Origin of the sequence: Caloramator fervidus (assembly GCF_900108045.1) — a bacterium.
Taxonomy (GTDB): Bacteria; Bacillota; Clostridia; order Clostridiales; family Caloramatoraceae; genus Caloramator; species Caloramator fervidus.
In genome coordinates, this window is record NZ_FNUK01000024.1 from 1 (window position 1) to 23593 (window position 23593).

Consider the following 23593-nt stretch of genomic DNA (forward strand, 5'->3'; position numbering starts at 1 on the left):
TTTTATACCAAACATATATTGAATTAAAACTATTTTAATTAATACAACAGGATCTATGCTTGGTCTCCCATTATTTAAGCAATACATGTCCTTTACAAGATCATATATGAAATCAAAATTGATAGCTTTTTCTATTTTTCTAACTAAATGATCTTCTGGAACCAATTGGTCAACAGAGATAAATTCAACTTGTTCTCTACGAATTTTATCTTTGTTGATTGTTAGCATACTTATCCTCCTTTATTACTTCGTATATTATTATATTTCGACATAAAAAAAGAGAATCCTTTTTTTGTGATGGATTCTCTTTTTAAAATTATACTTTGTCAACAATCTGAAGCCCTAAAGTTAAAACTTTAGGGCTTTCTTTTTATATACATTAAATCGTAATATTCCTTTAACATTCTGGCTGCTGAAAATCTTTCTTGTGTAGTTTCTATACTTTTTCTCATCATTTCTTCCCATTTTTTCTTATTATTATAATAAGTTGGAACTATTTCTTCCAAAAGAACCTTGTAAAGAGCTTTAGCATCATGTTCATCAAGTTCTTCTAAAGTTTGAAAATCATCTACTCCAAAACCATCACCAAACTGCCAGCCATTTACACCATGAATACATGCTTCAGGCCACCATCCATCTAAAATACTACAATTTAAAACACCATTCATTGCAGCTTTCATTCCTGATGTTCCTGAAGCTTCTTGAGGACGTCTTGGATTATTAAGCCAAACGTCACATCCTCTTGTAAGCATAGCACCTATTTCCATATCATAATTTTGAAGGAAAACTACACTATTTGGATATTTTTGGGTCATTTTTACTATATCAGAAATAATATTTTTACCTTCATAATCATTTGGATGTGCTTTTCCTGCAAATATTATTTGAATCTTTCCACTTTTTAAGTATGGACCTATAATTTCTTCGTCATAAAATATTAAATTGCTCCTTTTATATGGCGCTGCTCTTCTTGCAAAACCTATTAACAATTTTTCAGCATCTAATCTAATTCCTTCTTTCTTTTCTACAAACTCTATAAGTTCCTTTTTTAATTCATTATGAACTTCTAAAAGGCTTTTTCCTTCATTAAAGGCCTTAACTATTCTTTTATCTTGCCATGTACCATTATGAACCCCATTAGTAATTCCTATAATTTTTGAAGCACCTTCTACATTTTTCCACATATTGTTTGCAGTTTCTTTATGAAGCTGAGCAACTCCATTTGATATTCTACTCATTCTAAGAGCTGCAACAGTCATGCTAAAAGGATCTCCACCCAATCTTTTCATTTGCCAATAGTCAAGGTTCAAATATGCACCAATGTATTCTAACAATCTATGGGAGTGAACCTCATTACCTGCAGGAACAGGAGTATGGGTTGTAAACACTATTTCTTCTCTTGTAGCTTCAAGAGCTTCATTAAAATTCATTCCCTTTTCCATTTTCTCTCTAATGAGTTCTATTCCTGCAAATACAGGATGATTGTCATTAAAATGATATACATCAACGTCAATACCAAGCTTTCTTAAAGCTCTTATTCCACCTACTCCTAAAATTATTTCTTGAGCAACTCTCTCTTCTGCAAACCACCCATATAATTGAGACGTGATTAACCTATTTTCATTTCCTACAACATCTGCATCCAAAAGATAAAGCGGAACATTGTTAAATTTTTCTACCTTCCAAACTTTTAAAGTATATTTTCTTTGCTTAATCTCAACATCTACAGTTATACCTGTATCTTCTAAAAAATCATAATTATATTCTCTATATGTATCTACAACTTTTCCATCTTCAGAAATATATTGATCTACATATCCTTGCTTCCATTTAATACCTATACCTACCATTGGAAAATTCAAATCTTTAGCAGCTTTTAATATATCTCCTGCTAAAATTCCAAGCCCCCCTGAGTAAATTTTAAATTTAGGATCTAAACCATATTCCATACAAAAATAAGCAACTTTAGGTAATTTCTTCATCATCTTTCCCCCTCACTATTTCTATTTATATTCTTATTTTAATACATATTAGTCTTTGATGCAATCGTTTGCATAAAATTTTAAGGGGAATCCCCCCTATACCTCATAATCTACAAAATATCGTAAATCTTTAACCTTGTTAATAAATTCAACTACTTTTTGATGTTCTGGATGATTAATATATGCCATTAAATCCTGTTTTGTTTCAAACTCTGAATATAAAACTATATCAAAGGCAGCATCGGATTCAGCAAAATTTAATCCTACTTCCAAAGATTTTATAACATCTATTTTTTCTTTTAACTGCTCTAAAATATTTTTCATAAAAATAGCATTTTCCTTTTTAGATCTGCCTTCTGCATAGTCCTTTAATTTCCACATTACAATATGTTTAATCATAATAAACACCCCCAAAATAATTTTACCATAAAATATTAGATTTTCTAATTGATTTTCCTCTCCTTTAATTGTAATATTATTTTTAAAAATATCCTCTAGGGGTGATTAAATGAACCTAACACTAGAAGAACATTATCAGCTAGCAAGAAAATTAGCACTAAAAGAATATTCTAAAAACGCTTCAAAAGGACAATCAGGATATCTTCCATCTTTAGAAGGAATATTAAAAAATACAGAAATTATTTCAGAAATAAATTTAGGAATTAAAGAAATACCATTAAAAAAAATAGTTGGAACATTCACTTATTTAAGGAGTCGTTCCTTTGCAAAAAATTTCATGCCCCTTTTAGCTTATGATACAGAATTCGGCAAAAAATGGGTGAATCTTTGTAATGCTCATTTAAATGAAGGCATAAGAGACCCTATTAAGGTATATGAATATCTAAATTGGTATTATGTTGTTGAAGGAAACAAAAGAGTAAGTATTTTAAAGTATTTCAATGTTTATTCATTTTATGCTGAAATTACAAGACTTATTCCTAAATATGACGAAACTAATCTTGAAATAAAAATATATTATGAATTTTTAAACTTTAACAAAATAACTGGAATAAATTCTATTTACTTTACTAAACTTGGAAGTTTTTCTAAACTTTTAAAAATATTAGAAAAATTTAATCCAAAGGGTTTAAAATTTGAAGAAAATAAATATAAGTATTTTGAAAAACACATATATTTAAACTTTAGAAGAATTTATCTTAATGAAGGAGGCAATAAACTTCCTATTTCAACAGGCGATGCTTTTTTAGAATACATTAATTTATACGGTTTACCAACAGATATAGATGATACCCTACTTGCCCAAAGAATTAGAAATCTTATTCCTGTACTTAAATCCTTTTCAAACATTGATGAAGAAGAAATACAAACCTCACCTGAAAATAAAAATCAAAATATAATTTCAACAATAAGCTCTCTTGTTAATCTAAAAAAGAATTTAAAAGTAGCCTTTATATATGCTTCAAATCCTGAAAACTCTGGGTGGACATATGCCCATGAGCTAGGTAGAAGGTATGTTCAAGAAATATTTAAAGATCAAATTCTCACAGATTATTATAGCAATGTTCCTATAAACGAAAAATCCTACGATGTTATAAAAAGCATTTGTGAAAAAAAATATGATGTCATTTTTACAACAAGCCCTATATTTTTAAATTCCACCGTAAAATGTGCCATAGAATACCCTAATATCAAATTTTTTAATTGCTCTGAATATCGTCCTTATTCTAACGTTGGAAACTACTTTGGAAGAACTTACGAACCAAGATTTTTAACTGGAATTATAGCTGGGGCTTTAACTAAATCAAATTTAATAGGATATGTAGCAACAAGTCCAACACCAGAAGTTATAAGTTCTATTAATTCTTTTGCTTTAGGTGCAAAACTTGTAAATCCTTATTCTAAAATTTTAGTATCCTGGACAAATGAATGGTATAGCAAAAATAAAAACGAAGATGCAGATGACAAACTCATAGAATCTGGTGCTGATATAATTGCTAACATAACAATAGATGAAAACCATCCTATAACAAAAGAATATGGCGTATATTCTATGTTAACATCAATAGAAAATAAAAAACCAATAAAATATCTTGCTGCTCCAATCTGGAGATGGGGGATTTTTTATGAAAAAATATTAAAAAGCATATTAACAAACAGTATTATTTCAGATATATTCAATAATACTAATAAACTTATTAATTTCTGGTGGGGTATAGACTCTGGAGTATTAGATATATATTATTATAAGGATTTTATACCTTTGGAAACCCAAAAATTAGTAGAACATATGAAAAAAATGATAATAAATAACTTATTTCATCCCTTTACTGGACCAATATATGATAAAGAAGGTAACTTAAGAGTTGAACAAGATGAAGTAGCAACTTTAGAACAAATATTGAATATGGATTGGTTTGTTGATGGAGTTGAAATAATTTAGGGAGGACCCCCTCCCTAATATTCTACAATATAATAATTATATGCATTAATTATAGTAGTATTTTTATATTTAATAATCCTTTGCATATTTGAATAATTTAAGTGAACATGACCATGAAAAAAATATTTAGGCTGATACTTATCAAGCAATCTATTAAAAGCTTTAAAACCCTTATGACACAAATCTTGTCCATCACCAAGGGAATAAGCTGGCGCATGGGTTACTAAAATATCAAAACCTTTATTCCACCAAATCCTAGGCTTTAATTTGGCAATTCTCATCTCCATTTGTAACTCTGTATATTGAAATATATCGCTGTTGTAGTATTTACTCCCACCTAAACCAACTATTCTAATCCCTTTATAAATTACTAATTTATCATCTATACACTCACATCCTTCAGGAGGATTGGTAATATACTCTACATCATGATTGCCATGAACATAAAAAAGAGGTGCTTTAATCATAGTAACAACAAAAGAAAGATACTGTGCTTTTAAATCCCCACAAGAAATTACAAGATCTATATCTTTAAACTTTTCCCCATCAAAATGATCCCATATATACTTTGATTCCACATCTGAAAGCAGTAAAATTTTCACAATAACCCTACTTTCTAAAGATGTTGTAACTACCTCCCCTATTTAAGAAATGGGGATTTCTTTTTGCCAATGCAAATACTACATAATTTATAATAAAACATATTTTTAAAATTGTAAATTAATTCTGCATTTTTAAATAGCAATTTTATTGAAGGAAATTTAAATATTTGAGATAATATAAATAAATTAACCTTTGAGGTGATTTTAATGGACAATATAAATATAGGAAAAGAACTTGAAATTATACTAAGAAACTATAACTTAAATTTAAATACAGAAAATCTTTTAAAAACACTGGAAAAATTAATAGCACAAAAAAAGTTTACTGCTAATCAATTATTTAACGAGACTAAAGAATTTTTATCAAAAGTTGGTCCTATTCCTGATAATTTTTTAAATTATTTATACGAGTATACCCTATCAAAATCTTTTAAGAATGCAGTAACAATAGAATTATGTAAAGATTACGAACCCGTATGTGAATTTTTTTTAAAAGTATTTTCAATAATGAATAAAATACAAAAACAATCCAAAGATAACACATGGCAAAGTAAATTCCCACTGATTTTTTTAAAAGACGAAGATATAGAAGAAGAATTAAAGGATGAATATAAAAACTTTGTTAATGCATTTGAAAAAGAAAATATATACGAACTTATGAAATTACATAAAGAAATAACCCAACATAACACTTTAGATCATATATGTGGCGTCCATCACCTTGCTTTATTTATAGGAAGACAAATAAAGGAAGCAGGACTTCCTATAAGCCTTGCCAAAATCTCAGGTGCCGCTGCAGGTCATGATATAGGTAAATTTGGCTGTAGACCTCAAGAACTTAAAAAACTCCCCTATCTTCATTACTACTACACAGATATATGGTTTAAAAAAAATAATATATCATACATCGGCCACATAGCAGTTAATCATTCAACATGGGATTTAGAGCTTGAAAATTTACCAATAGAATCCCTTATATTAATTTATTCAGATTTTAGAGTTAAAAATAAAAATATAAACAACAAAAATGAAATGCACATATTTAGCCTTGCTGAATCTTTTAACGTTATTCTTGAAAAACTAGATAACTTAGATGAAAAAAAAGAAAAACGATATAAAAAGGTTTATGCAAAACTTAAGGATTTTGAAGATTATTTAATTAATCTTGGAATAAATGTTGACCCATATGCAGAACCTAAAAAAATTCAACCTAAAAAAATAAATTATTCATTATTACAAGGCAATGATATAACTAACCATTTAAAATTTCTTGCAATTTATCATAATATAAATCTTATGCATAAATTTAGAAGTGAATCTTCATTAAATTCAATTTTAGAAGCAGCCCGCAGCCTTAATAATAAAAATAATCTTAGAGAATATTTAGACGTTTTTGAGGAATATTACCAATACCTTACACAACATCAAAAAATTTTAATGCTTAAATTCCTTTATGATGAAATGATAAACCCAGAAGATGATATTAGAAGACAATGTGCGCAACTTATAGGAACGTTAATTGCAACCTTCGATGAAGAGTACAGAAAAGAAGTTCCTGAAGATGTTACTATAGAACACCCTGCAATTACAAGTTTAGATTTATTTAAAAGCTATGTAAAATTATTCTTAAATCCTGACGAACGCATTATCGAACTTCATAAAGAATGGTTAGGATATAATTTTGCTTATATGTTAAATTCTCTATTTAAAAACCTCAAAGAAAGTCAAATTAAGTTATTTAAAAATATATTGAAAGATATATATACAAATAATTCATGTGAAAAAAGAAATTACTTAATATACTTAATAAATGCCGTTAAATATATCCCTATAGAAAAAGAAGATGAAGCTTTTATAGATTTTCTTATTAATATGCTATACTCATCAGATAAAATCATTCAACTTGCATCATTAGATACAATTTATGAACTTATAACAAAGTATAATGAAATACCTAAAATTAATGAAATATCCAATTATCTAACTAAAAACATAAACATAAATAAGTATGAAGCAGAAGAATATTTAAAAATAAAAATATTATTAAAATTAGGTATAAACATAGATTTTAACATAGGTAAATACGAAGATAAGATTTCCCAAATATCCCTTAGTAATTTAAAAACAGCAACAAATTGGATACTTAAAAAAATACAAATAGATTTTTTATATGATTTTGCACTAAACAACTTAAAATCCTACGGATTATACATAGCTATACATTTTTGTAACATACTAAAAGTTAGCGCATATGAAAGTGTAAGAAACAAAGCTGGCGAAACGCTAGTTAAACTAATTCCACACCTTACTATGGAACAAAGAAATGACATAGTGGTAGAACTTTTAAGAGCTCTTGAAATAGAAGGCTATCAATTTACTAAGTATATTCCTGAATACTTAGGCCAAATCATTTTATATTTAAAACCAAATGAGCTTGACGAAGTTGTTGATGACTTTAAGGATAAAATAAAAGGTTCAGGAAGTCAAATAAACATATTATTATTAAAAACGATAGGTATATCAATAATAAATTACTTTAACTATAAAATTAACTTTTATGAAGACAAAGGCAAATTTCAACAACGACTAAACAGACTCTTAGGCTTTTTAATGAATGGACTAGTTCATTACAAAAAATCAATAAAAAGAACAGCTATGAATGTAATTGGCAAAATAATTTTTGAAAATTCAACTTTGTCTTATACACAAAAACTAGAAATATTTATGCTTATAGCAAAAAAATTGTTGACTTTAATTCCTGAAGATGAAAATGATGACCTTCAATTCTTTTCAAATGCTGCATCCTTAAACCATATATATAGGTTTATTTCAGATTATACTAATACAAAAGGAGAAATTGTAATTAAACCTGAAAAAAAGATAGCCTTCTTCCCTGGAAGTTTTGATCCATTTTCTTTAAGCCATAAAGAAATTGCAAAGGCTATAAGAGATTTAGGCTTTACTGTTTACCTTCAAGTAGATGAATTTTCTTGGTCTAAACAAACCCTACCAAACCTATTAAGAAGAAATATTATAAATCTTTCAATTGCAGATGAATTGAATATATACCTTTTCCCAGAAGATATACCAATAAATATTGCAAATTTAAACGATCTTAAAAAATTACTCAGCTTATATCCAAATTCTGAAATATATTTAACCGTTGGAAGCGATGTAATATTAAATGCTTCAGCTTATAAAGTAAAAAATGAAGAATTTAGTATATTTGACCTTCCACATATAGTCTTTGAAAGAAGAAATTTAACTAATGAAGAAAAAACTGATTTTAAAATATATAAAAAATTTAAAAACATAATAAGGCTGTCTTTACCTCCTCAATATGAAGATATTAGCTCAACACAAATTAGAAATTACATTGACCAAAACAAAGATATATCTGCACTAGTCGATCCCCTTGCAGAAAAGTATATATTTGAATACGGTCTTTATAGAAGAGAGCCTAGGTATAAGTCATTAATCAAAACAGTTTCTATTGAAATATCATATTATGAAAACTTCAATGATGAATTTTTTAACTCACTATTAAATTTATTTAAAACAAATAAAGGCTATTTTAAAAATAAATTAACTGAAATATCCAAAAAAAATAATGTGAGATTTTTAATAATAAAAGATATACAAAAAAACAAAATTTTAGCCTTTTCAGCCTTTCATTGGGTAAGAAATTCATCTCTATATCTTGAACTAAATGACTCAGAAGCTACAGAATTCATACGTCAAAATGCAGTTGGAAGAATCATAATGATAGATGCCCTATATACAAACAAAGAAGAATATTATGATAACATAGAAAAAATATTGCTAACAGAAACTCTAACTTTTTGCATAGCTAAAGATTATGATTATGCAATTTATAAAGACTGTTTAAATTTACAAGATGAGATGATATATGAAACTTTGCAACTTTACGGATTTGTTAATATTCCTAATACTAAAGAAAAAATACTTGCAGTTAACATGAACTCTCCTTGTACAATAAATCTTGATATTGAAAACTTCATGAAAGAACCCTTTAAAAGCAATAAAAATATCAAAAAAGCAATAAACGCTACTAGAAAAAAATTATTAAAAGCCCTTGTTAACCTTTATCCCGGTCATTTGTTGCTTCCTATAAACATGGATATAATTCATGAAAAACTTATAAGAAAAATTTGTAATGAAAATAATGTTCCTTTAGAACCTCAAAATCCAAAACAATATGGACCATATATGTGTGTTCCTTTTGGTAACTTTTTAAACAGACTTATAGTTCCAAACACGGTAACAAAATCTTTGCACACTGAAAAATTTTTCGCTCCTGACATAAAAAACTTTAAAATAAAAGCATATCCGTATTATCTAGAAATAGAAAATCAAATTAAAGTAATAAAATCTTTTAATAGGCCTGTTATATTAATTGACGATATCCTTCATAAAGGATATAGGATAAAAGCCTTAGATCCTCTTTTAAAAAAAGAAAATATTAATGTTCATAAAATAATAGTTGGAATTTTATCAGGTAAAGGTAAAGAAATTATGGATATTCAAAATAGAAATGTAGACTGTGTTTATTTTATTCCAAAACTTCGTCACTGGTTCAATGAAAATTTGCTTTATCCATATATAGGGGGAGATATATTATGGAGGGGAGAATACCCTAAAAGAAACTTAATTCCTTCGATAAATTTAATACTTCCATATGCTTTTCCTACCTTTATAAAAGGCGCAAGCACAAAGTCAATATATCAACTTTCAAAAACTTGTCTTGAAAACTCCTATGAAATACTAAAAACCATTGAAGTAGAATATGAAGTAATAAGGGAACGCAATTTAACTTTATCTAACCTAGGGGATGTATTTATTTCTCCACGCTGTCCTGACCATGGTAAAGATGTTAATTTAGATTTAAGTCTATCACCATGCCACTATTTAGAAAATGATCTAGAATTATTAAAAAGGATGGAGGATATAATAAACAGAACATGAGGTGTTGCTATGAAATACTATAAGTTTGAAGATAAAGCAATAATATCCTTTGAGAATATTAATTTTAATACCTCAAACCAAATTGAATGTCTAGAAAAAGATAAAATATACTTTGTTGGCAAAATGCCTAAAGGTAAATCAAGAAGGAGCTTTGTAGTTACACTTCCAGATGAGATTTTTATGCAGGAGGAGGATATAGAAATTTTAAACATAAAAAATACAGAAATTTCTCTTCCTCCTGCCCTTTTATACAAAATTGCCCAAAGGAAAATGATCTATGTAAATTCCAACTACCCCAATTGGCAAGATATATTTAATTATAAACCCAAATATAAACATATAAATATAATAGGTCTTGGAGATGTTGGTGGCACTTTGCTTACCGGTCTAAGACTTCTTGGAAAAAATATAATACAATCAATAGGTATATATGATAAAGATGAAAACAAAATGAATAGATGGTTTTATGAAGCAAATCAAATATTTCAACCTTTTTCAAAAGATGAATACCCTGAAATAAAAAAAATATCTGAGGAAGATATATTCAATTGTGATATATTAGCATTTTGTGTAAGTGTATATGTTCCTGGATTAAATGAAAAAGGCGATGTTAGAATGTTACAATTTGAAAGTAATTCCAAAATAGTTTCTGAAATAGCAAAAAAAGCAAGAAAAAACAATTTTAAAGGCATTTTAGCAATAATTTCAGATCCTGTTGACCTTTTATGTAAAGTTGCTTTTTTAGAAAGCAATAAAGATGAAAATGGAAAACTTGATTATAAGGGACTTTATCCAGAACAAATTATAGGTTTTGGACTTGGAGTTATGAACGCACGAGCAAACTTTTATTCAAAAACTATTGAAGGTGCAGAAGTTTACAAAGATGAAGGTCGAGTATTTGGACCCCATGGAAAAGATATTGTAGTAGCCAATAGCATTAAAAATTACAACGATGAAATATCTAAAAAATTAACTGAAAAAGTAAAAAACGCCAACATAGATATTAGAAACACAGGTTTTAAACCATTTATAGCCCCTGCTCTTTCATCAGGTGCATTATCTATACTCTCAATGATAAAAGGAGAATGGTTTTATGGCTCTACATTTATAGGTGGAGTTTACTTTGGATGTAAGATGAAAATTATAGATGGTTTTATTGAAGTAGAAAGAAATTTCTTAGATATAAAACTATTAGAAAGATTAAAGGAAAGCTATAAGAAATTAGGTGAAATAATATGAGTGAAATTTATATTATAACTTCTCCTAAAAAGAGCAAAATACTTGAAAACATGATTGAAAACTTTATTTTAGGAAAACCTTATAGAATAATTGACTCTCCTTATAAAATTGAAAAATTACAAAATAAAAAAATTTTATTTGCCCTTGAACTTGATGAAGCAGGTTTTTGCCATGATGTAAATATGATTTTATCTAAACTAGTAAGCTTAGGTAATGACTCACTTTCAAACTCTACAGCAGCAATATTAACAAAAAGTCCTAACTATCACTTTACAAAATCTGCTTCACAAAATGTAATCTTTTTAGCTAACAGCCTAGGCTGTAGATTTATAGGCCATCCTTTAGTTGAAGCTATAAAGGATTTTAAAAATTTTTTAACATGGCAAAAAACATTAAATTTAACCCTTGAAGAAATATGCTATATGCAATGCAAAATATTAGGAGATAGATTATGGAATTTTGAAATTAAAAAAATTCCAAAACCAAAAATCCTCGCTTTACATGCTAGTAATAGAAAAACTTCAAACACTTTAATGCTATGGCATTTAGTTATGAATAACTTAACAGACTTTGATATTAAAGAACTTCATGTTGAAAACGGAACTGTTTTGGACTGCATAGGGTGTTCATTTAAAACTTGTATACATTTTAGTGAACAAAAAAGTTGTTTTTATGGTGGAATAATGGTAGAAGAAATATATCCAGAAGTTGAAAAGTCAGATGTTATAATTTGGATATGCCCAAATTATAACGATGCTATCTCCGCTAATCTTTCTGCTGTAATTAATAGGCTAACAGCCCTTTATAGAAAAATTAAATTTTATGATAAAAGGATATACGCAGTTGTAGTTTCTGGAAATTCAGGTGGAGATAATGTGGCAAAACAAATATTGGGAGCTTTAAATATTAATAAAGGATTTATACTTCCTCCATATTTTGTAATATCCGAAATAGCAAATGACCCTGGGACTATTCTTAAAGTAGAAAACATAGAAAAAAAAGCAGAAAATTTTGCTAATATAATCAAAAAGGAATTATTGCATAATTAACCAAAAATAAAGTATAATCATATTGTATGCTCACCTCTTGTCCCCTAAATGGGGGTTATTTTTTTAATAAATAAACATGCTCAAAGGAGCATGTTTATTTACACCAACTAACAAATTCTTCAAAAAGCCTTAACATTATGGGATGCTTTTTAATCATCATCTCTGGATGCCATTGAACTGCCATAATAGGTTTATTTTTATGCTCTATGGCCTCTATTACTCCATCGGAAGATGTAGCAGCTACTATAAAATTGTTAGGAACACTTTTTGCTGCTTGATGATGAAAACTGTTTACAAGCAATCTATCTGTATCGAATATCCTATGAAGCCTTGTTCCAGGAACAATATTGACATAATGTCCTATATCATTAATGTTAGCATTTTGCATATGATTTATATAGGCCTTTTCATTTTCACTAATATCCTGATATAGCTTCCCTCCAAATGCAACTACCATTATCTGTTGTCCTCTGCTTATCCCTAATATTGGCATATCCTTTTCTATTGCCGCCTTAACAATAAAAAGTTCACAAAGATCCCTTGGAGTATAAGTAAATCCCACATGTTTTGAAGGCTCTTCTCCATAATATATAGGATTTACATCATGTCCTCCAGAAAGTATGATTCCATCAAGCTGATCAATTATTTGTAAAAGGTCAGACTCTTTATTAATTATAGGAACTATAACAGGTATACCCCCAGCCTCTAAAACTGCATCAACATAATCCTTAGCCGAAAAAAATCTTTCTTGCCCAACATACAACCCCTCTTGTGAAATAAAATAATCAGCCGTAATACCAATAAAAGGTTTTTTCACTTAAATCACCTCCGTTAATAATATAATATACCTTTTTTTAGAAATTTAAAAGTAATTGAAAAAATTTTATTGTATAATAAAATTAAGGAGGGATAAAATATGAAAAGGATATATATGGATAATGCTGCAACTTCATTTCCTAAAGCTCCAAAAGTTTCTGAAAGCATAATTAATTTTATAGAAAATATAGGAGGCAACGTTGGGAGAGGAACTCATTTTAGTTCATATACAGCAGGTTCAGTTGTGTATGAAACTCGAGAACTTTTATGTAAACTCTTTAAATTTGATGAACCTATGAACGTAATTTTCACTATGAATATAACTCAAAGTTTAAACATGATTTTAAAAGGTTTTTTAAAAGAAGGAGACCACGTTCTAATTTCTTCCATGGAACATAATGCTGTTTTAAGGCCTTTATATTCATTATTAGAAAAAGGCATAACATTTGACATTTTACCTTGCGATGATAAAGGATATTTAGATCCTCAAATAATAAAAAAATACATAAAATCAAATACAAAACTTCTTGTCATAACTCATGCATCAAATGTTTCTGGAACAATTCAAAACGTAAAAGAAATAGGGAAAATATGTAAAGAAAATAACATTGATTTTGTATTAGACAGTGCACAAACAGCTGGAATATTAGATATAAATTTTTACGATTTAAATTTAAGCGCATTAGCATTTACTGGTCATAAAGGTCTTTTGGGGCCTCAAGGAATAGGAGGGTTTCTAGTAACTAGTGAATTTGCTAAGAAAATAAAACCACTAATAGAAGGAGGAACGGGAAGCTTTTCTGAATCATATACACAACCTGAAATTTTACCAGATAAATTTGAATCTGGAACACTAAATATTCCTGGAATATTTGGCTTAAATGCTGCTTTAAAATTCATACTAGATACCGGGTTAGATAAAATAAGAAACAAAGAAAAACAATTAACACAAAAATTTATAAAAGAAATTAAAAAAATACAAAACATAGAATTAGTAGGCCCAGATGAATCTTATGATAGAATGGCTGTTATTTCATTAGATTTTAAAAACATAGATAATTCTGAAGCAGCTTTTATTTTAGATAATCAGTATGGAATTATGACAAGAGTAGGATTACACTGCTCTCCTCTTGCCCATAAAACACTAGGAACCTTCCCAAAAGGAACCGTTAGATTTAGCTTTGGATACTTTACATCTGAAGAAGATATAGAATATGCTATTCAATGCATAGAAAAAATTTCTAAACTATAATTTTATTATAGTTGAAGTTAAAAAATTTTTATTATATAATATTTATCAAAATAAATATTAAAAGTCGATGATGGGGAGGAGTATCTTAAGGATCCCTTTAGCGAGCAGGGGACGGTGGAAGCCCTGTAGGGTTACTTAAGAGAAAAGAACCCTTAAGACGCTGCCGGAAAGCCTTTGGCAAGTATGGTAAGCCCCTTTAATAGGGTTAAAATGTCGAGTGGGCATATGCCAAAAAGAGTGGTACCGCGGTAAAGCCGTCTCTTAACTGAGGCGGCTTTAATTTATATAATTAGGGAGGGATAAAAATGGAATATAAAAAAATAATATCTGAACGTCTAAGTACATTAACAGGCCTTTCTACCGAAACAATTGAAAAACTTATAGAAATTCCACCAAAACCAGATATGGGAGACTTTGCCTTCCCTTGTTTCCAACTTGCAAAAACTTTAAGAAAAGCTCCTAATCTTATTTCTCAAGAATTAAAAGATAAAATAGATAAATCAGGTTTTGAAAAAGTTGAAGCAGTAGGAGGATATCTTAACTTCTTTGTTGACAAATCTTATTTAGCTAAAAATACACTTTCTAAAATACTAACTGAAAAGGAAAAGTATGGCCATTCAAATATAGGCAAAGGAAAAACTATAACAATAGATTTTTCTTCCCCTAACATAGCAAAACCTTTCCATGTAGGTCACTTATACTCTACCGCTATTGGAAATGCTCTTTATAAAATGTTTTCGTCTCAAGGATATAAATGTGTAGGAATAAACCACCTTGGCGATTGGGGAACACAATTTGGTAAATTAATAGCAGCCTATAAAAGATGGGTTGACGAAGAAGCTCTAGAAAAAGAACCTATAAAAGAACTCCTTAGAATTTATGTTAAATTTCATGAAGAAGCTGAAAAAGATCCTTCTTTAGAAGATATAGCAAGAATGCATTTTAAAAATTTAGAAGATGGAAAAGAAGAAGAAGTTATGCTTTGGAAAAAAATAAAAGAGGTAAGTTTAATTGAATTTAATAGAATCTACGACATGTTAAAAATTAAATTCGACTCATATGCAGGCGAAAGTTTTTATAACGACAAAATGGATGAAGTTGTTGAATTGCTTCAAGAAAAAGGACTTTTAACAGAAAGCAAAGGTGCTTTAGTTGTAAATTTAGATGAATATAATATGCCTCCTTGTATAATTAAAAAATCAGATGGGGCTACAATATATGCAACAAGAGACCTAGCAGCTGCTATTTATAGAAAAAGAACCTACGATTTTTACAAAAACATCTATGTAGTTGGAACTCCTCAAACCCTTCATTTTAAACAAGTATTTACAACTCTTAAATTAATGGGATTTGACTGGGCTGATGATTGTATTCATGTTGGATTTGGATTAGTTAAATTTGCTGATAAAAAACTTTCAACAAGAAAAGGAGATGTAATATTCTTAGAAGATTTATTAAAGGAAGCCATTGAAAGAGCTAAAGAATTAATAGAACAGAAAAACGCTTCTTTAGAAAATAAAGATGAAGTTGCAAAAGTTGTAGGAATAGGAGCTGTTGTATTTACATACCTAAAAAACAACAGAGAAAGAGACATTATATTCTCTTGGGAAGATATACTAAACTTTGATGGAGAAACTGGTCCTTATGTTCAATATTCTTATGCAAGAGGAAGAAGCGTTTTAAGAAAGGCAAATGGATATGATATATCAAATACAGATTTTTCAAAATTAAATTCTCAGGAAGAAACTGAGTTAATCAAACTATTAGCTTCCTTTAATGATGTTATAATAAATGCTCTTGAAAAGTATGAACCTTCAATATTAACAAGATATATAATTGATGTCGCTAAAACATTTAATAAATTTTATAACTTACATCCTATATTATCTGTTGAAGATGAAATGCTAAAAAATGCAAGATTAGCTTTAGTAGATGCAACAACTATAGTAATTAAGAACGGACTATCACTTCTTGGTATTGATGTTGTTGAAAGAATGTAAAAAACGCCCCCTGTAAGGGGGCTTATTCTATTAATTGCGTTAAAATCATCTTCAATTCCGTATATCCTACTATTTCATTTAATGATGCACCAGGCCTTAACTGTAAAAATAAATAATCTCCAAATTCTTTTTCTATAATAATGTCCATATCTGGCTGCCCAGGATAAACAACTATAACCTTTTCTATTGGAAGAATGGGCCTTTTTAATTCTCTAGATATATAATGAATAGTAGTTTTATAATTTTTTATTTGTATCATAGTTTCATTATTTTCTACATCACTCCATATATACGAAAATCTTCTATACTTTGCTTCAATTATAATTGATTTAATATATTTGTTATCTTTATAAATATCTAATCTAATATCCGGCAATTTATTTGAAGCATGGGTATAAAAATATGTATCATCCTTTAAAGCTTCTTGATACAAAGCTTTAAGTTCTTTTTCATACCAAACTTCTAATCTTATGTTATCCCTTGTTAAAACAGCACTTGTTCCACTTGGTATTAAATCGACAAATCTAAGACTTAAAAGCCTCTTTAAATCTGAATCCTCTAAATTAAATCCCATATCTTCTAAGGCTTCCATAAGCACAATTAATGTAAAATACTCATATAAAACATCCGTTGTTTTAAAATTTGGTTCATAATAATTAACATAATCAATAAAATTTTTATATATCTCATATACCTTGTTATATTTTGGATTCTTTAATATATTTTTTACTGGAATAATTTTAAAACAGGTATCTACTTCACTAAAAAAATTAATATATTTAGATAAAACGTTACCTATCCATTTAATATCTTTATAATAAAAATCTATTTCTTTTTTATCTATATTTAACTTTCTTAAAATACTATTTTTATCATCTAAAATATAATTTTTTAATTCATTTAAATACATTTCAATTTTTCTAAATTCTTTAAGTAAGCTTATCAATATTCCTTTTAAAATTTTGTTTTCTAAAGAATTAACACTAGGCACCTTTCTTATTTCTAAGCGCTCTCCACCATTTCTTTTTCCTGAAAATCTTATGGTTTTTATATCTTGTTTTTTAACATTTTGACCCTTTATATAATTCTTTTTTAATTCTGTTATTGGATTTTTTATTATATCATCTAAAGTTTTTATTAAAATATAAAAATCCTTTTTACACACATCCATAATCTTTAAATAATTAATATTAAACCTATTAGTTTTTATTTTACTTTTATACAAAGATGTATTTAAATTATAGGATAAACCATTTATTTTTTTATTTAAATACTCTCTAAGATTTTTAAGTTGCAAATCACTTATATGCCTTGGTTGAACTGAATATACATTATAATAATACCTTCCATTTATAAAAATTCTTATCAAATAATCCCCCGGCAAAAGCACCGAATATCTATTTTGTCCTTCAAACAATTTTCTAGTTTCATTTGGATTTATTCTTATAAATTCACCTTGATTTGTAAAAATATTTTTTATCTCTAAAAAACTATCTTTATCACTACTTTGAAAACTTACACTTACCTTTGAACACTCCTTAAGTTCTACTATACTTTTCTTTATTTCAGATATATCATCAAAAAACACATTTAATTTCATTACCTGCTCCTTATCAAAATTATCAACAGTAAAAATCACTGTTGCATCAAAATCATGATGCATAGCCATTGTAATACATCTCCTCAGCCTTTCTCTTTATTTCTGCCAAACAGTATTTAAAATCAGAAATACTTTGTGCTAAATCCTCAGTAAATAATTGATACAGCAGACTATCTTTAATCTCATTATTTTCACATATTCCAATTAAAGCTCCATATTGTTCTTGATGTCCTCTTATTTTAGTTAATATTCTCTGTTTTATTGCAATATCAATAGCCCTTCCCCTATCTATAAGCCTTTGACCTTTATCATCTTCTGGTATATTTAAAATATAAAGTGCTATATGTTGAAGAGTCCTATATGAAACACCTTTTTGCTTATCAAAGCTATTTAACAAGTTATGTAATTTGTCAAAAAACTTAAGTTCTACATCTTTAAAAACATCTATTGGTATATCAATATTTCTTCTCCAAGAACGCATATATTTGCTTTCTACAAACTTTTCGCTTAAGTCAATTTGTCCTTTGTTTTTAAAAATATCCTTCATTTCACTAAAAGGAATTGTTTCTAAATTTATTACATTTGCTCTATCTAAAAGTCTATCTGAAAAATCCTTGGTGGTTTCATCTATATTAACAGTCCCTACAAAAATAACATTATCGCCTATGTTAATATAAGGCGGATAATCTTCTCTATTCTTACATTTTGAATTTTTATTATAAAGAATCAACTTTCTCTCATCTTCCTTCATTTCTAAAAGAGAAATAAAAGGACTAAACCAATACTCTACTTGACTTAAGTTCATCTCATCAAATATTATCATAAAAAGTTCTTCTTTTCTATCTTGAGCTTTCTTTAAAATATCTGCTATACCTGTTTCTGAAGGAATAAATTCTTCTTTTGAAGTATTAAGATATCCTATTATGTCTGAAGGTTCAGTATAAGCTGGGCTTATAGGTATTACAACATAATGTTCTTCATCTAATCCTAAAGCCTTTGCATAAGCTATAGCTAATCTTGTTTTTCCTGTTCCTGCCATACCACTTATTATTGTTAAAGGATTTGTTTTTAAACAAACATGAAAATTATAAAGATCTATATCCCTATAACAAAGACCCTCATTAAGGACATATTGTTTAAACTTCTCTAAAAATTTTGTTTCGCTTTTCACAGAATCTTTAAAGGATTTTAATTCATCACCTGTAAATATATTTACTCCATCCCTCTCTATTAAATCCTTTAAAACTTTTAAATAATCTTCTGAAATAAATAAAAGCTCATCGCTTACTTTGTATGCTACATTCTCAAAAAAATCTTCTGGAAATTTAATTCTTTTAATATCTCCTATACTACTTAAAAATCTCCTTCCCTTTTGATTAATCCAATTTAAATTTCCATAAATATAATCACCACATATTAATATTTCAGGATTTTCAAATTCATCATTATATAAAGGTAAATCAATAGGTTCTTGTTGCAAAATAGCCTTTTCAAACTCATACTTTGACATACTTGGTGATGGAATAGGAACATACATTTTAGAAAAATCTATATTAGAACTTTCAATATCATATATAACTAAATTTCTATAATATATTTCGTTTTTAGATTTTTCTTCTTTTTTCATGTAAGGTTTAAATAGAATTAGCTTATTAACTAATTTATCATAAATCCTCTCTTTTTTTACTTTAACGTCCCTTTCATTCCAAAAATCAGGAGGCATAGGAATATTCTCTAAAGCCTTTTCAAAACCTATGAATAAATTATTTTCAAAAGGTCCTGGCAGCTCAAATATTTTTTTAGGTATTACAGATATTGGCTTAATGTAAAATAATACATACTCAGGATTCTTTTTTAAATATGTTATTGCTTTTTGCTCCTCACCTATTGAAGGAAATATTTTTTCATCTATAGCTAAATACCCTAATAAATAACAATCTTGTATTGATTTAATATCTTCTGGCCTTATACCTTTCATAATTAACCCTCCAAATTTTTCTTCTTTATTATGATGTTTCTTACTAATTCTTCCACATTCATTCCAAATATAACATGATATTCAAGATTTTTATTCCTTAAAAACTTTTCAATTTCTAATAAATCTTTTGTTGAATCTATGGAATTCCTATGAATAAAAATAACTCCTTTATAATCATCAAAGTTATCTAATACTTCTAAATTGCTTGGGCTAATAACATTACAATTTCCTATTGAATCAAAAATTCTATCATAACTAAAGTTTGTAATAATAGTATTATCATTTAAAAGGCTTATATCTTTTTCTTCTTGTTTAACTTTTTCCTCTAAATTGTGTTTAATTTCCTCCAATTCCTTTTCTACTTTTTCTTTATAGTTTATATAACTTTTTTGTAAATTTTCTATTTCTTTTTCTATAACATGTATTTTTTCTTCCTTATTTCTTATTTCTTTTTCTAGTAAATTACTTTTTTCTTGAAATTCCTTCAATTTATTTTGAATCTCTCTATACAAGTCAATATTAAAACAAACAATAGCATCTGAAACCAACTTATTAAAAAAATTTCTCCTTTCAATAGGCATTGATTGGATACTCTTAATATTTTCCGATACATATGCTAAAACAGATATATAATCTGGTATATGCTCTCTATTTTCTATAAAATAATTAGCAAACTCAAAAAACTCCATACCTTTAAATTTTTTTCTAAGGTCACTAAAATTTTTCTCCTGATTTATAAACTTCATCATTGCTTGAGCCTCAGATTCAAGAATAGAAAAATAATCAATAGGATCTTTAAGCTGTAATAATTTTTCCATAGCCTCATAACAATTCTCTTTTGTTAACTCAATTTTCTTAACTAATCCTTCAAATATGTGTCTTTTGTTTATAAAATTATCATATATAGCTTCTAAGTTATCTTCAACAAAATCAGGGAAAAGTAAAATTAACATTCCTAAAGGTATATGAAAAGGAACCTTTTCCTTTAAAGGATAAGATAAAAATGTATATAAAAAATCATCTACATCCTTAATATCTAGCTCTTTTAGTTTAAACCCATAAATTTCTTCTAACATTTTTTTAAACATATCATGCTTACTATTAAATTTTAAAATAAGGCTTTTCCTTAATAATATTTCCGGCGCCCTCGATACATTAGCAAACCCCTTTACATTTATCTTCCATTTATTCGCTATTTTAACTAAAACATCATAATCAGCAATTGTAAAATATAGTTCAACTACATTCATTTAAACACCTCCATCTGCTTCTTTATATATAATTCTATAAAAAGTCAATTTTTCCTTTAATTTTGATTTTTCTGTTTAAAAAAACAATTATTTTTGCTAAAATAAGAAAGGAAAGGAGCGAAGAATATGCTTGTTAAAGATTGGAAGGAATTTTTAATACCTTACGAACAAGCAGTTGAGGAACTAAAAATTAAATTTAAAAGCATAAGAAAACAATATAGAAGCAAAAATGAGTACTCTCCCATAGAATTTGTTACAGGAAGAGTTAAAGAAATATCCAGTATATTAGAAAAGGCCAAAAAATTAGATATCCCGTTAAACAAAATTGCAGAGGAAATGGAAGATATTGCAGGTATAAGAATTATGTGCCAATTCGTAGAGGACATCTATAAAGTAGTTCAAATTATTCGTCAAAGAGATGGTAAAGATTTAAAAATAGTCTATGAAAAGGACTATGTAAAAAATAAAAAAGATAGCGGTTATAGAAGCTATCACGTAATTATTAAGTATCCAGTTCAAACTACAGAAGGAGAAGTTGAAGTTTTAGCAGAAATACAAATTAGAACATTAGCTATGAATTTTTGGGCTACTATAGAACATTCATTAAACTATAAATATAAACAAAGTATACCTCAAGAAATAAAGGATAGACTAAAAAGAGCGGCAGAACTTGCTTTTTTACTCGATCAAGAAATGTCAGAAATAAAAGAAGAAATAATCGAAGCTCAAAAAATGTTTGAAGTTAAATCAAGCATTATATCTGACATATTAGATAATATAATAACTTTATATTCCTTAGGAAAGATATCAGAATCCACTGACTATCAAGATAAATTTAATAAATTGCTAGAAAAAGGAGATATAGTTGAATTAAAAGAGTTACTAGATGAACTTAACGATAAAGTTCAACAAACTCGCCTTCAGCTATTTCAAATAGAGGAATAATGGTGATGTTATGGATCAATTTGAAGGAAAATTTTTAAATATAGTATTAGCTGGTATATTAACTTTTCTTATACTAATATCAAATATAGGTCAAAATTTTAAAAATGACTTGTATTCTGTTTATAATTTTAAAACACATTACAATTTTTTTTATAATAGTTGGAAGCAATCTAAAAACCACTTAGATTATATTAATAAAGCATCGTATTACTTAGAAAAAAAACTAGAATACAAACTAAAACCTTTAAACAACAGTTACATCCATTGTTGGTACCGTAATTTCCCTATTCAAGAATTCCAAAGTAATATGGAAATTGTCTCAAAAGGTGGAACAATTATAAAAAGGTACATATACGGAAAAGATTTTTTTGAAGATTTTAAAGGATATTATGTTGGAGGTAAAATAATAAACGAATTTCAATATGTTGATAAGTTTAACCAAGATATTACTAAAGAAATAATACTAACAGATCTTTATAATTATAAAAACATTGAGGAATTAGATAATATTTTTTTATCAAAAAACGTTAAATGCGTTATATCCCCTGCGTTTTCTGAGGATTTAGTCTTTAGTAGTGGACTTTATGACAGCAACATTTCTATTAATGACAAAGGTTTAATTAAAATAATAATAAATCCTCATATATTTAACGAACTTAAAAAATACGCTAAAAAAGGATATAAAATCAAAATATTTGCAGGCAACTTTATAAAAAAATCTCAATTCAAAGATATATATGCAGTATTACCTGGAAAAAACAAATTATTAAAACCCTTAATAATCGTTTCGTATTATGACTACTATTTTAAACTACCAAATGTGAGTTATCAAAACAATGAATTTTTAACAACTCCATCATTAGTTCTTGAGGCAATTAATGCCATTAAAGCCCAACGAGCTAAAATTCCAGACAGAACAATAATATTTGCCTTTTTATCTGGCCATTTACTAAACGATAACTTAAATAATGTATATAATAACTTACCCAATGGCAATGTTTTGATTTTAGATAATCTTGGAACTTCTGAAGATATTTCTATAAGTTATACCGAAAAAGAAAATAGTTTTGCTAATAATATAATAAAAATGTTAAAGCTAAACTCTTTTTACATAACTAATAAAAATATAATAAGTGATTCTAATTTTCAATATGTATTAATCTCATCTGAAAATGGAGGTGATTTTGAAAATATATTAAAATCTGGAAAATTTTTACTATCACTTATACAAGATGAATGTTATAATCTTGGCATTTTAACAGGAAATTTTAGAATTTTAAGGAACATAAAAAAATATTTAAACAAATACTCTATACCTTTTTCAATAATAACACTATTTTATCTTATTTATGTAGTATTCTCGCCTAAAAACAATAAAGGGAGATTATAAAAATCTCCCTTCAGATTGTTGACAAAGTATAATTTTAAAAAGAGAATCCATCACAAAAAAAGGATTCTCTTTTTTTATGTCGAAATATAATAATATACGAAGT

Annotated in this window: 16 protein-coding genes and 1 other annotated feature; of the genes, 8 read left to right on the top strand and 8 right to left on the bottom strand. The window is 27.5% G+C overall.

Features of this window, described 5'->3' with window-relative positions; all coding sequences use genetic code 11:
- From C4R78_RS07945 to C4R78_RS07955, 3 genes are all read right to left on the bottom strand, one after another.
- Positions 1 to 228: transposase (locus C4R78_RS07945; RefSeq protein WP_173689758.1), on the bottom strand; the 228-nt coding region annotated here is incomplete at its 3' end.
- A 128-nt stretch (positions 229 to 356) separates the two neighbouring features.
- A complete protein-coding gene (glgP, locus tag C4R78_RS07950; RefSeq protein ID WP_103896537.1) occupies positions 357 to 1982 on the bottom strand; it encodes an alpha-glucan family phosphorylase in 1626 nt (541 codons plus the stop codon).
- 96 nt (positions 1983 to 2078) lie between these two features.
- Positions 2079 to 2381, bottom strand: coding sequence for a Dabb family protein (locus C4R78_RS07955; protein WP_103896538.1), 303 nt, complete (start codon positions 2379 to 2381; stop codon positions 2079 to 2081).
- A gap of 109 nt (positions 2382 to 2490) precedes the next feature.
- Between C4R78_RS07955 and C4R78_RS07960 the strand changes: the two genes are divergently transcribed.
- Positions 2491 to 4383 (top strand): BMP family ABC transporter substrate-binding protein, encoded by a 1893-nt coding sequence (locus C4R78_RS07960; protein WP_103896539.1) that lies wholly within the window; start codon positions 2491 to 2493, stop codon positions 4381 to 4383.
- A 14-nt stretch (positions 4384 to 4397) separates the two neighbouring features.
- Here the strand turns inward: C4R78_RS07960 and C4R78_RS07965 are convergent, their stop codons facing one another.
- The gene (locus C4R78_RS07965; protein ID WP_103896540.1) at positions 4398 to 4985 is read right to left on the bottom strand and encodes a metallophosphoesterase family protein; all 588 of its coding nucleotides are present in this window, start codon (positions 4983 to 4985) and stop codon (positions 4398 to 4400) included.
- Between the two features lie 207 nt (positions 4986 to 5192).
- On the opposite strand from C4R78_RS07965, the gene C4R78_RS07970 reads away from it, so the two are divergent.
- The 3 genes from C4R78_RS07970 to C4R78_RS07980 are packed head-to-tail and all read left to right on the top strand — an operon-like array spanning position 5193 to position 12259.
- Positions 5193 to 9971 (top strand): nicotinate-nicotinamide nucleotide adenylyltransferase, encoded by a 4779-nt coding sequence (locus C4R78_RS07970; protein WP_103896541.1) that lies wholly within the window; start codon positions 5193 to 5195, stop codon positions 9969 to 9971.
- A gap of 9 nt (positions 9972 to 9980) precedes the next feature.
- A complete protein-coding gene (locus C4R78_RS07975; RefSeq protein ID WP_103896542.1) occupies positions 9981 to 11210 on the top strand; it encodes a lactate/malate family dehydrogenase in 1230 nt (409 codons plus the stop codon).
- Positions 11207 to 12259: a flavodoxin family protein gene (locus tag C4R78_RS07980; RefSeq protein WP_173689759.1), complete on the top strand. Its 1053-nt coding sequence runs from the start codon at positions 11207 to 11209 to the stop codon at positions 12257 to 12259. The genes C4R78_RS07975 and C4R78_RS07980 overlap by 4 nt, the downstream gene beginning before the upstream one ends.
- A gap of 94 nt (positions 12260 to 12353) precedes the next feature.
- On the opposite strand, the gene C4R78_RS07985 is transcribed toward C4R78_RS07980, so the two are convergent.
- Entirely contained in the window at positions 12354 to 13076 is a 723-nt protein-coding gene (locus tag C4R78_RS07985) for a gamma-glutamyl-gamma-aminobutyrate hydrolase family protein (protein WP_103896543.1), read from the bottom strand.
- Between the two features lie 99 nt (positions 13077 to 13175).
- Between C4R78_RS07985 and C4R78_RS07990 the strand changes: the two genes are divergently transcribed.
- Positions 13176 to 14327, top strand: a complete 1152-nt coding sequence (locus C4R78_RS07990; RefSeq protein WP_103896544.1) for an aminotransferase class V-fold PLP-dependent enzyme — start codon at positions 13176 to 13178, stop codon at positions 14325 to 14327.
- A 58-nt stretch (positions 14328 to 14385) separates the two neighbouring features.
- Positions 14386 to 14592, top strand: a binding site (T-box leader).
- A 40-nt stretch (positions 14593 to 14632) separates the two neighbouring features.
- Positions 14633 to 16327: an arginine--tRNA ligase gene (argS, locus tag C4R78_RS07995; protein WP_103896545.1), complete on the top strand. Its 1695-nt coding sequence runs from the start codon at positions 14633 to 14635 to the stop codon at positions 16325 to 16327.
- A gap of 22 nt (positions 16328 to 16349) precedes the next feature.
- Here the strand turns inward: argS and C4R78_RS08000 are convergent, their stop codons facing one another.
- The 3 genes from C4R78_RS08000 to C4R78_RS08010 are packed head-to-tail and all read right to left on the bottom strand — an operon-like array spanning position 16350 to position 21155.
- Complete coding sequence (locus C4R78_RS08000) at positions 16350 to 17996, bottom strand: nuclease domain-containing protein (RefSeq protein WP_103896546.1); 1647 nt, start codon at positions 17994 to 17996, stop codon at positions 16350 to 16352.
- Entirely contained in the window at positions 17980 to 19905 is a 1926-nt protein-coding gene (locus C4R78_RS08005) for an McrB family protein (protein WP_103896547.1), read from the bottom strand. The genes C4R78_RS08000 and C4R78_RS08005 overlap by 17 nt, the downstream gene beginning before the upstream one ends.
- Positions 19906 to 19907: 2 nt before the next feature.
- Positions 19908 to 21155 (bottom strand): hypothetical protein, encoded by a 1248-nt coding sequence (locus C4R78_RS08010; RefSeq protein WP_103896548.1) that lies wholly within the window; start codon positions 21153 to 21155, stop codon positions 19908 to 19910.
- Positions 21156 to 21281: 126 nt separating this feature from the next.
- Between C4R78_RS08010 and yjbM the strand changes: the two genes are divergently transcribed.
- Both yjbM and C4R78_RS08020 read left to right on the top strand, forming a co-directional pair.
- Positions 21282 to 22100 (top strand): GTP diphosphokinase, encoded by an 819-nt coding sequence (gene yjbM / locus C4R78_RS08015; protein ID WP_103896549.1) that lies wholly within the window; start codon positions 21282 to 21284, stop codon positions 22098 to 22100.
- Between the two features lie 10 nt (positions 22101 to 22110).
- The gene (locus C4R78_RS08020; RefSeq protein ID WP_103896550.1) at positions 22111 to 23490 is read left to right on the top strand and encodes a hypothetical protein; all 1380 of its coding nucleotides are present in this window, start codon (positions 22111 to 22113) and stop codon (positions 23488 to 23490) included.
- Positions 23491 to 23593: the final 103 nt, after the last annotated feature.

Excerpts from the sequence above, each read along its gene's own strand:
- glgP (WP_103896537.1), bottom strand. The coding sequence starts at position 1,982 with ATGAAGAAATTACCTAAAGTTGCTTATTTTTGTATGGAATATGGTTTA.
- C4R78_RS07955 (WP_103896538.1), bottom strand. The coding sequence starts at position 2,381 with ATGATTAAACATATTGTAATGTGGAAATTAAAGGACTATGCAGAAGGC.
- C4R78_RS07960 (WP_103896539.1), top strand. The coding sequence starts at position 2,491 with ATGAACCTAACACTAGAAGAACATTATCAGCTAGCAAGAAAATTAGCA.
- C4R78_RS07970 (WP_103896541.1), top strand. The coding sequence starts at position 5,193 with ATGGACAATATAAATATAGGAAAAGAACTTGAAATTATACTAAGAAAC.
- C4R78_RS07975 (WP_103896542.1), top strand. The coding sequence starts at position 9,981 with ATGAAATACTATAAGTTTGAAGATAAAGCAATAATATCCTTTGAGAAT.
- C4R78_RS07980 (WP_173689759.1), top strand. The coding sequence starts at position 11,207 with ATGAGTGAAATTTATATTATAACTTCTCCTAAAAAGAGCAAAATACTT.
- C4R78_RS07990 (WP_103896544.1), top strand. The coding sequence starts at position 13,176 with ATGAAAAGGATATATATGGATAATGCTGCAACTTCATTTCCTAAAGCT.
- argS (WP_103896545.1), top strand. The coding sequence starts at position 14,633 with ATGGAATATAAAAAAATAATATCTGAACGTCTAAGTACATTAACAGGC.
- C4R78_RS08000 (WP_103896546.1), bottom strand. The coding sequence starts at position 17,996 with ATGGCTATGCATCATGATTTTGATGCAACAGTGATTTTTACTGTTGAT.
- C4R78_RS08005 (WP_103896547.1), bottom strand. The coding sequence starts at position 19,905 with ATGAAAGGTATAAGGCCAGAAGATATTAAATCAATACAAGATTGTTAT.
- C4R78_RS08010 (WP_103896548.1), bottom strand. The coding sequence starts at position 21,155 with ATGAATGTAGTTGAACTATATTTTACAATTGCTGATTATGATGTTTTA.
- yjbM (WP_103896549.1), top strand. The coding sequence starts at position 21,282 with ATGCTTGTTAAAGATTGGAAGGAATTTTTAATACCTTACGAACAAGCA.
- C4R78_RS08020 (WP_103896550.1), top strand. The coding sequence starts at position 22,111 with ATGGATCAATTTGAAGGAAAATTTTTAAATATAGTATTAGCTGGTATA.